At 49.4% G+C, this 15402-nt stretch carries 10 protein-coding genes; all 10 read left to right on the top strand.

Going from position 1 to position 15402, the window contains the following annotated elements; all coding sequences use genetic code 11:
- The first annotated feature begins 42 nt into the window (after positions 1-42).
- The 10 genes from KI362_RS05990 to KI362_RS05945 all read left to right on the top strand — a co-directional run bounded on the left by KI362_RS05990 (position 43) and on the right by KI362_RS05945 (position 15373).
- Complete coding sequence (locus KI362_RS05990; protein WP_301625622.1) at positions 43-1413, top strand: ABC transporter substrate-binding protein; 1371 nt, start codon at positions 43-45, stop codon at positions 1411-1413.
- A gap of 148 nt (positions 1414-1561) precedes the next feature.
- Entirely contained in the window at positions 1562-4504 is a 2943-nt protein-coding gene (locus KI362_RS05985) for an extracellular solute-binding protein (RefSeq protein ID WP_301625620.1), read from the top strand.
- A 30-nt stretch (positions 4505-4534) separates the two neighbouring features.
- Complete coding sequence (locus KI362_RS05980; protein ID WP_301625618.1) at positions 4535-5485, top strand: carbohydrate ABC transporter permease; 951 nt, start codon at positions 4535-4537, stop codon at positions 5483-5485.
- Between the two features lie 2 nt (positions 5486-5487).
- The gene (locus KI362_RS05975) at positions 5488-6366 is read left to right on the top strand and encodes a carbohydrate ABC transporter permease (protein WP_301625616.1); all 879 of its coding nucleotides are present in this window, start codon (positions 5488-5490) and stop codon (positions 6364-6366) included.
- 6 nt (positions 6367-6372) lie between these two features.
- Positions 6373-7842: an NHL repeat-containing protein gene (locus tag KI362_RS05970; RefSeq protein WP_301625615.1), complete on the top strand. Its 1470-nt coding sequence runs from the start codon at positions 6373-6375 to the stop codon at positions 7840-7842.
- Complete coding sequence (locus KI362_RS05965) at positions 7839-8459, top strand: Yip1 family protein (protein WP_301625614.1); 621 nt, start codon at positions 7839-7841, stop codon at positions 8457-8459. The genes KI362_RS05970 and KI362_RS05965 overlap by 4 nt, the downstream gene beginning before the upstream one ends.
- Before the next feature lie 16 nt (positions 8460-8475).
- Positions 8476-11073: a DUF5696 domain-containing protein gene (locus tag KI362_RS05960; protein ID WP_301625612.1), complete on the top strand. Its 2598-nt coding sequence runs from the start codon at positions 8476-8478 to the stop codon at positions 11071-11073.
- Positions 11070-11972: a carbohydrate ABC transporter permease gene (locus KI362_RS05955; RefSeq protein ID WP_301625610.1), complete on the top strand. Its 903-nt coding sequence runs from the start codon at positions 11070-11072 to the stop codon at positions 11970-11972. The genes KI362_RS05960 and KI362_RS05955 overlap by 4 nt, the downstream gene beginning before the upstream one ends.
- Before the next feature lie 30 nt (positions 11973-12002).
- Positions 12003-13013 (top strand): carbohydrate ABC transporter permease, encoded by a 1011-nt coding sequence (locus KI362_RS05950; protein WP_301625609.1) that lies wholly within the window; start codon positions 12003-12005, stop codon positions 13011-13013.
- 71 nt (positions 13014-13084) lie between these two features.
- Positions 13085-15373 carry a DUF5060 domain-containing protein gene (locus KI362_RS05945; RefSeq protein WP_301625607.1) on the top strand — a complete coding sequence of 763 codons (2289 nt, stop codon included), beginning with the start codon at positions 13085-13087 and terminating at the stop codon, positions 15371-15373.
- Positions 15374-15402: the final 29 nt, after the last annotated feature.

Here is a 15402-nt window from a genome sequence, read left to right as displayed (position 1 = left end):
TTTGGAATCAAAAAATACTCAAAGAAAAACGGGAGGATGTCTATGTTAATCAAGAAAAAGAAAGCGCTGTCATTAAGTCTGATTATTCTGATGACCGTTATATTGGGTGCATGTTCTGGCGGCGAAGCCAACAATAAGACTAACAATACGAGCTCAAATATGAATGCTGCAAACAACCAGCAAGCGGAAGAGCAGCCGCAAGAGCAAGAAGAGGTCATCGATATGGGAGGACGAACCATTCGTATCTCTGCATGGTGGGATATGACTCCATTAGGCGATTCGGCTTCCAGTAAGGCGGAGCTGGAGAAGATTGAGACTGTAAAGGAAAAATACAACGTCAACATAGAGTTCGTGAATGTGCCCTTTGAGAACTATATGGATAAGTTCACGACAACCACGCTGGCCGGTGAGCCGTTTGCCGATATTGTGATGCTGGAGAACAAATCTGCGCTGCCTGCCATTTTGAAGGAGCAGCTCCTCAAGATCCAGGAGTTCACAGATGCGGACAGCAATATCAATAATGCACAGGACGTGGTGAAGAAAAATGCGCCGCTGGCCGGCGATTATTACTCCTTTAATCGTCCGGGCAACACCGGTACTTCGCTGATGTACAACCGTGAAATTTTCAAGCAGCTTGGTTTGCCTGATCCGAAGGAATTGTACAGTAACGGAGAATGGAGCTGGGAGAAATTTGAGGAGCTTGCCAAGCAGGCTACCAAAGATACGAACAACGATGGCAAGAATGACTATTGGGGCTTCTCCGGCTGGGGACTGGATATTGTTCGTCATTTTGCTGCGAGTAACGCTGCCAAGGCTGTTGATGAGGTTGCCGGGAAAGAAATGCTTAGTGATCCCAAGATGATCGAGGCTATGGAATTTGTTAACAAGCTATATAACGTAGATAAGGTTGTTAAGGTGAAGACGGGCAACAGCATGGAATGGACTGAGACCGAAACCTTTAAAGACGGCGATGTAGCGATGTTTATTGCGGCGGAGTGGATGGTCAGCGACCTGCAATTCGACTTCGGGATCGTTCCAATTCCAAAAGGACCGAATGGCAGCGATGAATATGCATACGCAGATTCTGCCGGGCAGGGGCTGTTCATTCCGAAAGGTGTAAAAGATCCGCAGTTGGTATACAAGATCTACGAAGAAATGTTCACCATCCCTCCGTTAGAAGATTTCCCGGGGCAGGTATGGCTGGAAGGAATCTACAAGCACGAGGAAGATATCAATATGCTGTTGCAGCACATTTCTAACAAGGGCATGCCGGTATTGGAAGATGCCTATCCGGATTTCCCTTACTACGCTGTGGTTGAAGAGATTATCTCCAAGAATGCTTCAGTGACATCGACGGTGGAAAAATACAAACAGCAAGCGCAGGCAGCAGTGGATGCTTTAGGCAACCAATGATTGTGTTGTGATGAGGAATCCTGCCTATGTAAGGGCGGGATTCCTCATTGCTGTCGGGCAGCCTGTGGTCAGGACGCATGCATATGAACCGGGAATATGGTTGCCGGCAGGTCATGTTAGGTTAAGGACTGGGGGACTGACATTGAGAATGAAGATCAGAACATGGGGGATTGCTGCACTGACGGCATTGCTCGTTATATCCCCGTTATCTTCTACCAAAGGCGTACTGGTGCAAGCTGCCGGAGAGGCAGGCAAGACACAGGAGCTATTGGAACAGCTGCCTGCTGCAGACCAATTTAGCAATCGAGTTCTGTATGCCGCTTACTTGCAGAATTTTGAGGGAGCAAAGACCCCTGATGCAGAGATCATTATTGAGGCGGCGGAATATGTGTCTGCTGACGGAATGGTGCCGGTGATTAAGAATGATTACGAAGGCATGAGCGGCAGGTCAGTGCTTACTGACGAAGAGGGGGAGATTTCTTGGGAATTTGATGTGGCTGAATCGGGACTGTATAACCTTTCCGTAGAATATTATCCTGTTGCCGGCAAGAGCACAGATATCCAACGCACCATCCTGCTGGATGGCAAGCTGCCCTTTTTTGAAGCGAATTATTTAAAATTGCCTCGCGTATGGGGCAATCGATACGATGAGATCAAGGTAGATAATCAAGGCAATGATCTTAGACCGCAGCAAATTGAGAAGCCGATGTGGCGAACCTTGACTATGGCTGACACGGATGGCAAGTATCCGGATCCGTATCGGATATACTTGTCGGCTGGGCGGCACCAGCTTACGTTCGTATCCCAACGCGAGCCTGTTATGCTCAAGAGTTTGAAGTGGTTTCAGGAGGCTACACCTTCTTCCTATCAAGAGGTGCTCGCAGATTGGCAAGCTGCAGGAGCAGAGAATACCAGCGGAGTCATGCTCGAAATTCAGGCGGAGGATGCGACTTACAAATCTTCCCCGACGCTCTATCCGCTGACAGACCGCTCCAGTTCTGCGATATCGCCTTATAGTGCGGCCGTAGTGAAGATGAATACGATTGGCGGCAATAACTGGCGCTTGCCTGGCCAATGGATTACCTGGGAGATCGAGATTCCTGAAAGTGGATACTATCACATCGGCATGCATACGAAGCAGAGCTTCGTAAGAGGAACCTATTCTGCAAGAAAACTGAAGATTGACGGCGTCACGCCCTTTCAGGAAGTGAGCGAGGTCAAGTTCAAATACAAGAGCAACTGGCGTATGGAGGTATTGGGCGAACAAGAGGGAGAGGGAGAGCCTTACTTGTTTTACCTCACCAAAGGGCGCCACGAAATATCCCTGGAGGTTAATCTAGCCAGCATGGCTCCCATGATTAACGATGTAGAGCAAAGCTTGCTCAATATTAATGCACTCTACCGGCAAATTCTGATGATCACGAGTTCAAGTCCGGATAACTATCGCGATTACCAACTGGAGAAGAAAATCCCTGATCTCATCAAGAAATTACAGACAGAACGGGATCGTCTTGATCAAGTTATTGACAGCCTGAAGCAGATTTCTAATAACACAGGAAGCCAAGAAGCGCTCCTTCTCACAATGAGAGATCAATTGGACGAGATGGTCGATCGGCCGGATAAAATTCCGCAGCAGTTAACCTCGCTGAAGACAAATGCCGGGGGGCTGGGGACATGGATGCTAACAGCCCGAGAGCAGCCGCTGCAACTGGATGCCCTTTACATTGTGTCGCCGGATCAGAAGCTTCCGGAGTCAAACAACTCCTGGCTTGCGAAGGCGAAGCATGAAATGGCGACTTTCTTCAACTCGTTCTTCATCGACTATAACCGAATCGGCGATGTGAGCGACGAGAGCAGCGACGCTCGTACCATCACAGTCTGGGTGGGCTCGGGTCGAGATCAGTCCCAGACACTAAAGGCGATGATTGATGAGTTATTCACTCCGGAGTCAGGCATTCAGGTGAACCTGGAGCTCGTTCCGATGCATACCTTGCTCCAGGCTACACTGGCAGGACAAGGTCCGGATATTGCCATGGGTGTCGGCAACGATATCCCTGTGAACTATGCGATGCGTAATGCAGTGAAGGATTTATCCAAATTTGATGACTTTGATGAGGTTGCGCAGCGTTTCAGGGAGAGCGCCATGGTTCCTTATGGCTATGGCGAAGGGGTATACGCTCTGCCGGAGCAGCAAATCTTCAATATGATGTTCTATCGCAAGGATATTCTGGAGGAATTGAACCTGGAGATCCCCATTACCTGGGACGATGTCTACAGCATGCTGTCCGTGTTGAGCAAAAGCCATATGCAATTCGGCTTGCCCTTAACACTGCAGCCGCAATATGCCGGCCAGAATATTCCGCCGAATCCGATCTACGGCTCGCTGTTGTTCCAGAATAACGGGCAATTTTACCGTAATCAGGGGCAGGAGTCCGATCTGGATTCCAAGACCGGTATTGAGGTATTCAAGACCTGGACTGAATTTTACACCGACTACAAGCTGGATAAGGAATTTGACTTTGCCAATCGCTTCCGTACAGGCGAAATGCCCATAGGCATCGCCGACTACACCATGTACAACCAGTTATCCGTCTTTGCGCCTGAGATCAATGGACTATGGGAGTTCGTGCCGATTCCGGGCACGGTGGGCGAAGATGGAGCTATTCACCGCGATACGCCTGCCTCGGGCACGGGTCTCATTATGCTCAAGGGGATTGAGGATGAGGAAGCGGGCTGGGAGTTCATGAAATGGTGGACCAGCGAAGAGATCCAGACGAGATTCGGCAGGGAGATGGAAGGACTTATGGGGGCCGCGGCCCGTTATCCAACGGCTAATATCAACGCGCTGGAGCAGTTGCCTTGGCCGATTCGAGATTATCAGAGTTTAACGGAGCAATTGGAGGACGTGCGGGGGATTCCCGAGGTTCCGGGGGGTTACTTCACGGGAAGACATCTGGTCAATGCCTTTTATCAGGCGGTAAATGAAGATGTGCCGGCCCGGGAAGCGATCATGGACTACGTAGAATACATCCAGGATGAGATTACCTTGAAGCGTAAAGAATTCGGGCTATCTAATTCCAGTGGACAATGATGGGGGATATCTATGGCACATTCACCGCTAATGAATGAGAAAAAAGGGGATGTCCTTTATCCTTCCAAGGAGCCTAAGACATCCTTATATTCCAGATTCAAGCGTGCGCTGGTTATACATCGGCACTCTTATATTTTGCTGGCACCCTATGCTATTTTATTCACCATGTTTACTGTACTGCCGGTATTGATGTCGATTCTGATCAGCTTCACTCACTTTAATATGCTTGAAATGCCAAAATTTGTGGGCTGGCAGAATTATACCCGTTTATTTCTTGAGGATGATATCTTTCTGATTGCTGTCAAAAATACGCTGCTTCTGGCGACGATCACGGGTCCGATCAGCTATATTGCGTGTTTCATTTTTGCTTGGCTGATTAATGAGCTGTCACCAAAGCTGCGTGCATTTATGACACTGGTATTCTATGCGCCGTCCATCTCGGGGAACATCTTCTTCATCTGGCAGATCATGTTCTCGGGCGACAGGTATGGCATTATTAACGGGCTGCTGATGAAGATAGGCATCATTATTGAACCGATTTTGTGGCTCAAGACAGAAGCATATATTATGCCCATTATTATCATCGTTCAATTGTGGCTCAGTCTGGGAACAGGCTTCCTGGCTTTTATTGCCGGCCTCCAGACCGTGGACAGAACCTTGTTCGAAGCGGGTGCGGTAGACGGGATTCGCAATCGGTGGCAGGAGCTGTGGTACATTACCTTGCCTTCGATGCGTCCGCAGTTGATGTTCGGTGCAGTGATTCAGTTGACAACGGCATTTGCCGTAGCTGATGTCTCGATTAATCTCGCGGGTTTCCCGAGTGTGAACTATGCCGGAGAGACGATCGTCACGCATTTGATCGACTTTGGCACGATTCGCTTTGAGATGGGCTTTGCATCGGCGATTGCAACGGTCCTGTTTATATTGATGCTGAGTACGAACCTATTCGTACAGAAAATGCTGCGGAAGGTAGGTGAATAGGGATGGAGCTTCCATTGAAGCTAAAGCTGCCGAGACGGAATCGAAAAATAAATCGCTCTCTGGGCGGCAACATAGCGATGTTCGGCTTCCTTGCCGTCGTCGGCGCCTTCATGGCCCTGCCGCTTGTCTATGCTATTAATAACGCCTTCAAGCCGCTCGATGAAATCTTTCTCTTTCCGCCGAGGCTGTTTGTACGAAATCCGACGATGGATAACTTCGCGGATCTGTTTCAGCTGCTGGGAGATTCGTGGGTTCCGTTCAGCAGATACATTTTCAATACGGTATTTATAACCGGGATGGGAATTATCGGGCATGTGCTGCTGGCCTCCGCTGCAGCGTACCCCTTGGCCAAGCATAATTTTCCAGGCAGAGGCCCCATGTTTCAGGTGGTTGTATTATCCCTGATGTTCACACCAGCGGTCACGGCGATTCCTAACTATATGATCATGTCGTGGCTCGGCTTGGTCAATACGTATTGGGCGATCATTATTCCCGCATTTGCCTATTCGCTTGGACTCTATTTGATGAAGCAATTTATGGAGCAAATTCCGGACGCTTTGCTGGAGGCCGCCAAAATAGACGGTGCGAGCGAATATCGCATTTTCTGGTCCATTGTTATGCCGAATGTGAAGCCAGCATGGATGACATTAATTATTCTGCTGTTCCAGATGCTGTGGGGCGCTGATAACAGCTCGTTTATTTATAGCGAAGCATTAAAGACCTTGAACTACGCAGCTAATCAGATCGTGCTCGGCGGAATTGCCCGTGCCGGTGTAGGAGCGGCGGTGGCGCTGATGCTGATGAGTGTGCCGATCACGGTATTTATTTTCTCGCAAAGCCAGATTATCGAGACGATGGCTACGTCCGGGATGAAGGAGTAGGGTCGGATGAGAACAATGAGATTAAGAACGAAAGTGATGTTCGCCATACTGGCTGCCCTGTTGGTTATGAGCCCTGTTGTCCCTGCCTCGGCTAACGTTCCTTATGAGAGCTACAACTATAACTACTGGGAGGAGCCGGTGCCTGCTCCAGCTGCCTATTTGCCGGATCAGGTGTGGTCGGGACGCAGCCTTGGGGTTGGAGATTTCAAGACCCCCTCTGACCTTGTAGTTAGTCAGGAGCAATACGTATACGTCCTGGACAGCGGCAATAACCGGATTGTTATCGTGGATGATCAGGGACGCTCTGCCGGTGTTATCTCCTCTTTCATGCTGGAGGGCAAGCAGGAGCACTTTAATAATCCGCAAGGAATGTTTATTACCGGAGATGGTGAGATTTATATCGCAGACACGGATAACCACCGCGTTGTTGTACTGTCGAAAGAGGGCGAGCTTCATGCCATCATTCAGAATCCTGAATCTGACCTGCTTGCTGCCGACTTCGTATTTAATCCCACCAAGCTGGCGGTGGACAACGCGGATCGGGTCTATATTGTAGCCAGGGGTGTATATGAGGGGCTTATGCAGTTTGATAACGAGGGCCGCTTCATAGGGTACATCGGGACGATCAATGTCAATCCTAGCGCCGCCGACTATATGTGGAAGATGATTTCAACCAAGGAGCAGCGAGCCAAGATGGCGCTGTTTGTACCGACAGAATTCTCTAATCTGGATATTGACGCGAAGGGCTTCCTGTATGCCACGAATATAGATGTGGAATCCAAGGAACCGATCAAACGTCTTAGTCCGTCGGGTCATGATGTTCTGAAACGCTATGGCTATTTTGATGTGAAGGGCGATATCAACTATTTCAGAATGGCTGGTATGGGCACAGAGGCCGGACCGTCCAAGATTATTGATGTGAAGGTGCGCGACGGAGATATGTTCAGTATGATCGATTCCTTGCGCGGCAGGGTGTTCACCTATGACGGAGAGGGCAACCTGCTGTACATTTTTGGAGGAAAAGGGAATCAGGCAGGAACCTTTAAATCCGTGACGGCCATCGATGAATGGAGGGATCGGCTGATCCTGCTGGATCGAACGAATGGTCAAATTACCTTGTTCAGAACGACTGAATTCGGCAGAAAAGTGAATGAAGCTGTGAAGCTGCATGCGGCCGGGGATGAGGACGAGGCAGTGGCTGTATGGCAAGAAGTCCTTAAGCTTAACAGTAATTATGATATTGCCTACATCGGGATTGGAAAGGCGATGCTGCTGGAGAAGAACAACAAGGCGGCTATGAAGTATTTCAAGCTCGGAATGGATCGCGACTACTACTCCGTTGCCTTCAAGAGACACAGGAAGGACTTGATGCAGCAGTCATTCAGCACGGTTCTAACCGTTCTTGCGCTGCTCGCGGCGGGTACCCTAGCCCTGAAGATAGTTAGAAAAAGAAGACAAGGGGGGTTGAGTTCATGAAGAAGGAGGATTTAACTTTTCCCCTGCATGTTATAGTGCATCCCTTTGACGGCTTCTGGGATATGAAATATGAGAACAAAGGCAAACTTCGAGTAGTTGCGTTAATTGTTGCGCTTGTGATTGGCGCGTTCATTCTGCAGAAACAATATGCGGGATTTCTGGTGAACTTTATTGATCCGAGAACTTTGAACAGCCTGAGTGATATCACTCAGATTCTGTTCGCCTTCTTTCTCTGGAGCATCTCCAACTGGTCCGTATGTACCCTGGTGGAGGGGGAAGGAAAGCTTAAGGACATTATGATGGCAACGGCTTATTCTCTTGTTCCGATTGTGCTTATCTACTATCCGACAACCCTGCTTAGCAATGTGCTTACGCAGGAAGAGTCAGCGTTCTATTATTTGCTGAATTCAATCGCATTGATCTGGAGTGTATGCCTGTTAATTGTAGGGATGATGACGGTGCATCAATACAAGGTAAGCAAGACACTGGTGACGATGTTCCTTACGATTCTGATGGCAGCGGTTGTGATTTTCCTAATGATGCTGCTTTATTCCCTGTTTCAGCAAATTATAGATTTCGCGGCCAACATCTATACTGAATTGATCTTCCGGAAGTAGAAGGGATGAGTAGAATATGAAGAACAAAAAGGGTGTGTTATGGGGAGGTATAGCTGCGCTGACCGGTGCTGCGATGATACTCTTTGTCGTTCTGTATTCCGGCGCTCCAATCTCTCCAAAGCTGCAGCAGACTCCGTCAGCCAAATCCTATGAAGAAGGCAAGGAATTGACCTTCCTGCCAGATCAGGCAGGAGGGGTGGCAGGCATGAAGCTGACGGCGGTTCAGGGCAGTCTGGGTTTGTATTACTCACCGGAAACGGCAGAGATTGCTGTCAAGGATCACGAGAGCGGCAGCATCTGGTATTCCAATCCGCTGAATCGGGGGGAGGATACTACAGCAAGCCTTTATGAGCAGGAATCCCTATCGTCTCAATTCAGTCTGGAGTACAGGGATGCCCGGACGAATTTGTTCCAGTTCCGCAGTTATCCGGACAGTGCCGCGAACGGACAGTTCACCGCAGAGGCCATTGATAACGGGGTAAGAGTGATCTACACGCTGGGGGACACCTCCAACAAGCTGGATCAATTGCCCAAATATATTACCGTGGATCGTCTGGAAGAAGCGGTGCTAAGCAAGCTGGATGAAGAGACAGCCAGATATGTATCGCTCCGGTATTACAAGGTGAAGGATAACCCGAATCTGCTGGAGAGGCTGGATGAACAGGTATCCAAGGAGCTCGTATTGAACAAAATGCTGGCGGCCTTCGAAAAGGCGGGATATGACGAGGAGCAACTGGCGATTGATAATGAGCAGAACGAGGTGGAATACAGCACGATGTCCTCGAAGCCTGCTTTTGTCGTGCCGCTGGAGTATCGGTTGAGCGGTAACGGGCTTCAAGTGAGAATTCCCATGTCCAAGGTAGAGGAGAACCCGGCTTATCCGCTGCACAGGATTCATCTCTTGGAATATTTCGGAGCAGCAGGTCCGGAGGCTTCAGGCTATATGTTAGTTCCGGATGGCTCGGGAGCTCTGATTTATCTCAATAACGGCAAAGTGACCGATGATCGGTATTCGCAGGCGATGTACGGAGGAGATCATACCCAGAGCAGCCGCAATCGGCTCCAGGTGGCGCAGAGTGCCCGTTTGCCGGTATATGGTCTGAAGAATGGAGCGGCGGCATGGTTCGCTGTCATTGAGGACGGGGATGCAATTTCCAGTGTGAATGCGGATATCGGCGGCAAACTGAACGCTTTTAATCATGTCTATTCCAGCTTCGAAATTCGAGCCGAGGATGATCTGATGATGATGTCAGGCAATAAGCTGACACAGGTCCGCCTTACCTCTAATGATAAGTATGAAGGCGACGTGCAGGTGGAATATCTATTCCTGCAGGGTGACGAGGCAAGCTACGCCGGCATGGCCAAGCGATATCAGGAGAAGCTGCTTGCAGGCAATGAATCGGGTACGATGGATGCTGCCGTGGAAGAGGCTTCATCGGACAGCCCGGATCTGCCTTTTCACGTGGATGTAGTAGGTGCTATTACACGACAGTCCTCCTTCCTAGGAGTCCCGTATAGTGATATTACGGCATTAACGACATTAGAGGAAGCAAGGCAGATCGGTGAGGAATTGAATGCCGCGGGCATATCCAATCTGCAAATGCGCCTGTTAGGCTGGTCCAAGGGAGGCATGAATCACAAGCCATCCGCTGCGGCTTTACAGGGAGAGGTCGGAAGCAAGAAGGAGCTGGCGGAGCTCACCTCTTGGCTGGAGGAACAAGGCGGCGGGCTGTATGCGGATGTAGCCTTCCAGAAAGTGTATCATGATACGCTCAGCTTCTCTCCATCTCAGGACGCGGCGCGTTTTATTACCCGTGAAGTGGCGGAGCAGTCCCCTTACCGCAGAGATGTGAACCGAATGAGCTCAGGGCTGTATGGCAGTTATTATCTGCTATCTCCGGCCAAGCTCCCCTATTTTATCGATCAATTTCTGAAGGGTGCTGACAAGCTGAAGGTAAGCGGTATTGCCTTGCGTGACCTAGGGGATGAGCTAAATGGAGACTATCGGGTAAGCCGTCCGGTTCATCGGCAGTTGGCTAAAGAGATTGTTGAAGGAGAGCTTGCGAAGCTTCATCATCAGCAGGAGCGTCTGATTATTGAAGGCGGCAATAGCTATGCGTTGCCTTATGCCGATTATGTAGTCAGGGCGCCTGACGGTTATAGCGGATTTAATATTTTGGATGAAGAGGTTCCATTCTATCAGATGGTGCTGCACGGGTATATCGGTTATGCGGGAGAGCCAGTGAATCTGCAGGCTGATCAAGACAAGGAACGGGCTCTGCTTAAAGTTATTGAATACGGTGCCGCACCGTACTTTGTGTTCACAGAGGCGGATTCATCGGAAGTGAAGTTCACTGCGTTTGATTATCTGTACTCTACCCAATATACCTCCTGGCTGGAGACAGCAGCTGAAATGTATAAGCAAGCCAATGAGGTGCTCGGCCCGCTGCAATCCGTGAATATGGTTGACCATCAGATGCTGCAGGAGGGTGTATATAAGACGGTATACGAAAATGGAGCGTACACGATCGTTAACTATAACGATTATGAGGTACAGACAGACGGACATGTCATTGAAGCAAAAGATTATGTAGCAGGGGGGAACATGCGGTGAAGAACTTTCATTGGACATTGGCAAGAAGAAGGTCCCTGCTGGGCATTGCATTTATTTCCCCGTGGCTGATCGGTTTTATATTCTTATTCCTGTATCCGCTTCTGCAATCGGTTCGCTTCAGCTTCAGCAAGCTGACCATTGTGGAGGGCGGCTATGAGCTTGCGGCAATCGGCTGGGGCAACTTCAAAAATGCATTAATGATCAACCCTACCTTTAATCGTCTTTTGACGGAATCGATTGTGGACATGATCGTGAATGTGCCGTTGATCCTGTTCTTCAGTCTGTTCTCGGCAACCCTGCTTAATCAGAAATTCAGAGGGAGATTGGCAGCGAGAGCGATCTTCTTCCTGCCGGTTATTCTGGCCTCCAATGCGATTGCGGCAGCCGAGGCTTCCGGCCTGATCAATCTGATTGGAGATAGCAATGCCATTAATGAGATGGGCAATGCCGCGTCCAGCTTTAACAGCGACTTTATTGTGATGATGCTGCTGGATCTGGGTATTCCGACGGGGTTCATTGACTATTTAACCGAAGCGATCATGCGTATCTACGATATTGTCAGCAGCTCCGGGGTGCAGATTATCATTTTCCTGGCGGCCCTGCAAGGCATTCCAGGGACCATGTACGAAGTTGCCAAGATCGAGGGAGCGACCGCCTATGAGACCTTCTGGAAAATCACGTTTCCTATGGTCAGTCCGCTGATCCTGACAAATATGATTTATACCATTATCGATTCCTTTACAACCAGCCCAATTACACGCACCATTTACACGACGGCATTTACGACCCAGGATTTCGGACTGAGTGCGGCTATGTCCTGGCTGTATACGCTAGTCATCGGCATCATGCTGATTGTTGTTGGAATCACGGTTTCGCGCAGGGTATTCTATTACAACTAAAATGGTGGTGTTCCAGAGAGGAGAACAGTTATGCAATTGCAAAAATGGGTATCCGATACACAGTCCATGGTGACAGGAAATCAGGGACATCGGTTGCGAAGCAAGCTGCAGAATGCACTCTGGTCTTTGTTCAGATACGCGATTGTGATCGGCATCTGCTTTATTATTTTATATCCAATTATCCGGAAAATATCTGTCGCCGTGATGGATAAGCAGGATATTTATAACCCGACGATTTTCTTGATTCCCCAGCATTTTACCTGGGAGAATATCAAGATTGCGGTCAAGGTGCTGGACTACTTCCCGACACTCGGCAATACGCTGCTGTTCGTTACAATAACGATGCTGTTATCTACGATGTCGTGTGCATTGGCAGGGTACGGGTTTGCGAGATTTGATTTTCCTGGGAAAAACATTTTGTTCTCCCTGGCTGTGCTCACAATTCTGATTCCTGCCAACACGCTGATGGTGCCGATGTATCTTCATTTCCGCAGTTTTGATTTCCTGGGTCTTATTCATTTACTTACTGGCAAGGACGGGGTCAATCTGATCAACACCTATTGGCCAACGACGATCTCAGCATTGACGGCGAATGGCATCAAGGCAGGACTATTCATTTATATTTTTCGTCAATTTTTTCGCAACTTGCCTAAGGAGATCGAGGAATCAGCATTGATTGACGGCGCTGGCGGCTTCAAAACCTTTTTCCGCATTATGCTCCCGAATGCTGTACCGCCGCTCGTAACGGTGCTGTTGTTCTCATTCGTCTGGCAATATAACGATTCATTCTATACCTCGCTCTATATGAGCCAGATGAATCTGATGCCGACAATGATCGCATCGATTTCAGCGAATGCCAACACGGTAATTCAGTCGATGCTGCCGGGCGGCTATGATCCGAACGTCAAGATTGATCCGAACTATATTGCAATGATCGTGGATACGGGTATTTTACTTGTCATTACACCGCTTATTGTGCTCTATATGTTTGTTCAGCGTTATTTTGTTGAAAGTGTTGAACGCAGCGGTATTGTCGGCTAAGAAAATGCGAGGAAATCCGTCTTAATCGATTTCTGCGTGGTTTCCGCCGCTTGAAGGAAGCGGGTGGTGTGATGTCGGTATTTGGGAGCAAGATAAAGCTCTGGATTATATGCGGAGTTATTGGCGTCATTATTCTGGGGGCAGCCTTGCTGATCGTCTCGGAGATGAAGAATGGAGGTGCTGAAGTGAACGCGAATCAGCCGATTGCGGAACAGTCAGATACAGGTATTAAACGCATATATGCCGATAATGAGTCGGTAGGTCAATATGAAAAGTATGAAATCGTGTTGGAGCTGACAGGAACATTTCAGAACCCGTATGATCCTGGTGAGGTAGACCTGGGTGCTGTGTTTACCTCTCCCTCCGGGGCAGAGTGGAATATTAACGGCTTTTATGACGGGGAACGCTGGCTTATTCGATTTGCCCCTGATGAACCAGGTGCCTGGGCTTATCAAGCGCACCTTGTTACACAACAAGGAAGATCGGAGTATAAGCAACTTGGGTTTACAGTGGAACCCTCCTTTAAGATCCGCGGGGGGCTAACCGTTCCAGAGGAGGGCGGCCGTTTTCTTCAATATCGTGACGGGACGGCATTCGTTGCTGTTCCCGTGGCCTATCCTTGGCAGGTGACAGAGGACAGACTGGATCAGCTCTCCGAGGCTGGAGTCAATATTATCACGTATTGGAATGGAAATTATGATGGTGCAGGCAATGGCGGAGGCCGTGAGCAGTTGGAGTCCTTCCAGACCGGACCGGGACGATATGATATGAATAAGGCTGATCGAATCGACGAGGTGCTGGATTGGCTGGAAGCACGGGATATGCAGATGAACTTCGCGGTCTGGCCGCACGATTCCCTGGCTCATAAGATCAACTGGCCGGCGACGTGGAGTCAAAGTGCTTACTCAAAATTAGGAGAAGCGGTAGATTTTTATAACAGCGAGGAAATGTGGAATTATCAAGAGAAGCTGTACCGCTATATGATTGCCCGATGGGGTCATAGCCCGTCGCTTGGCATCTGGGATTTAATTGTCGAGGTGAATGGCACAGACGGCCACATGCTTGGCAATCCTGCTGAGGCAGATGACTGGTTGAAGCGGGTAGATGGCTATTTCAAAGAAAATGATCCTTACCGTCATCCTACCATGGCATCCATGGCGGGGAATCGCGAGGATTACTGGGACTATGCCTATCAAACCGTAGATATTGCGGACCGCGAAAATTACTATGATCTTCATTATTCTGCTTATGCAGAGGATGTTCAACTGCGATTCGAGTCATACCGGAAGCCGATCTGGATTGGAGAGACAGGCAATATCACGGATCGTAAAGTATTTCATCAGGCGATTTGGGCTGCGTACAGCAATGGCCTGGCGGGCTTTCCAACCTGGTGGATGGAAGAGCATATGGATGAAGGCATGCTGGAGTCTATGAAATACGCTGCGCGCTTCGCCGAGCAGATGGATTATACGGAGAATCGGTCCCCTCGCCTGGCTGTGACGAAGTGGGGAGAGAAGAACAAGCTCTCCTCTGTGAATCTGCTGCAATTCGACACGTATTCCAGCTGGCTTCTCCCGGACTGGGCAGAGGCCAACAAGGACGAGAAGGGGATCGTCTATCCGCTGAACTCATCTGGTGAGGGAAGTGATCTGACGATTGAGACACAAATGCGCTTTGCAACGGATTCTTACGCACAAGGGGTGCTGGAGGGAATTCCGGCAGATCCTAACTGGTCGGGGTACGACTATTTGGAGCTTGAGCTTAAGGTAGAAGGAGAATCGGAGATCGAGCCTTCTTCGGTGAATAGGCTGAAAGCCAAAATCGTGCTTCATCCAGATGGACAATGGCGTGAAGCTGCAGATGACCAGGCAGCAGCTCTTGAACATGGCAAGTGGATTAATCTGAAGGTTCCTTTAGGTTCAAACTTGTCTGGCTCCTATTGGCAGGACGGGGAGGTCAGTAAGGATCATTTGCAGAAGATGGGGCGCATGGGGGTCAAAATTTTTGATCTTGACTCAGACGCAGAGGCCGCGCCAGTCCGTGTCAGCGTGCGCAATGTAAGGCTGACTGCTTCAAATCCGCCCGTGCAGCAGGTCAAGCTGCTGGAAGGGTTCATGATGCAAGGAGAGTCCACCTCTTATGGATGGGCAATCTCGGAAGAGGAAGTGTTGTCGGAGCAGCAGATTGTATTTGAGAATTGGGGAATGCTTGCGGCGGAAGTTACCTGGTACGATCCCTGGAAGGGTCAAGTAATGACGAAACAGACGGTTCAGCCGGATACGGAGGGACAACTGAGCCTGCAGGCTCCAGCCGGTTATGAACAGCAGGATATTGCATATATGCTGAAGCACTTGGAATAAGGCAGGCTGCGCGGGACACGAGACCGCCT

The sequence above is a fragment of the Paenibacillus apis genome (genome assembly GCF_018333295.1).
In the GTDB taxonomy this organism is placed as follows: Bacteria; Bacillota; Bacilli; order Paenibacillales; family Paenibacillaceae; genus Fontibacillus; species Fontibacillus antibioticophila.
The sequence above is the reverse complement of the archived record's forward strand: the minus strand, read 5'-3'. Positions and strand labels throughout refer to the sequence as shown.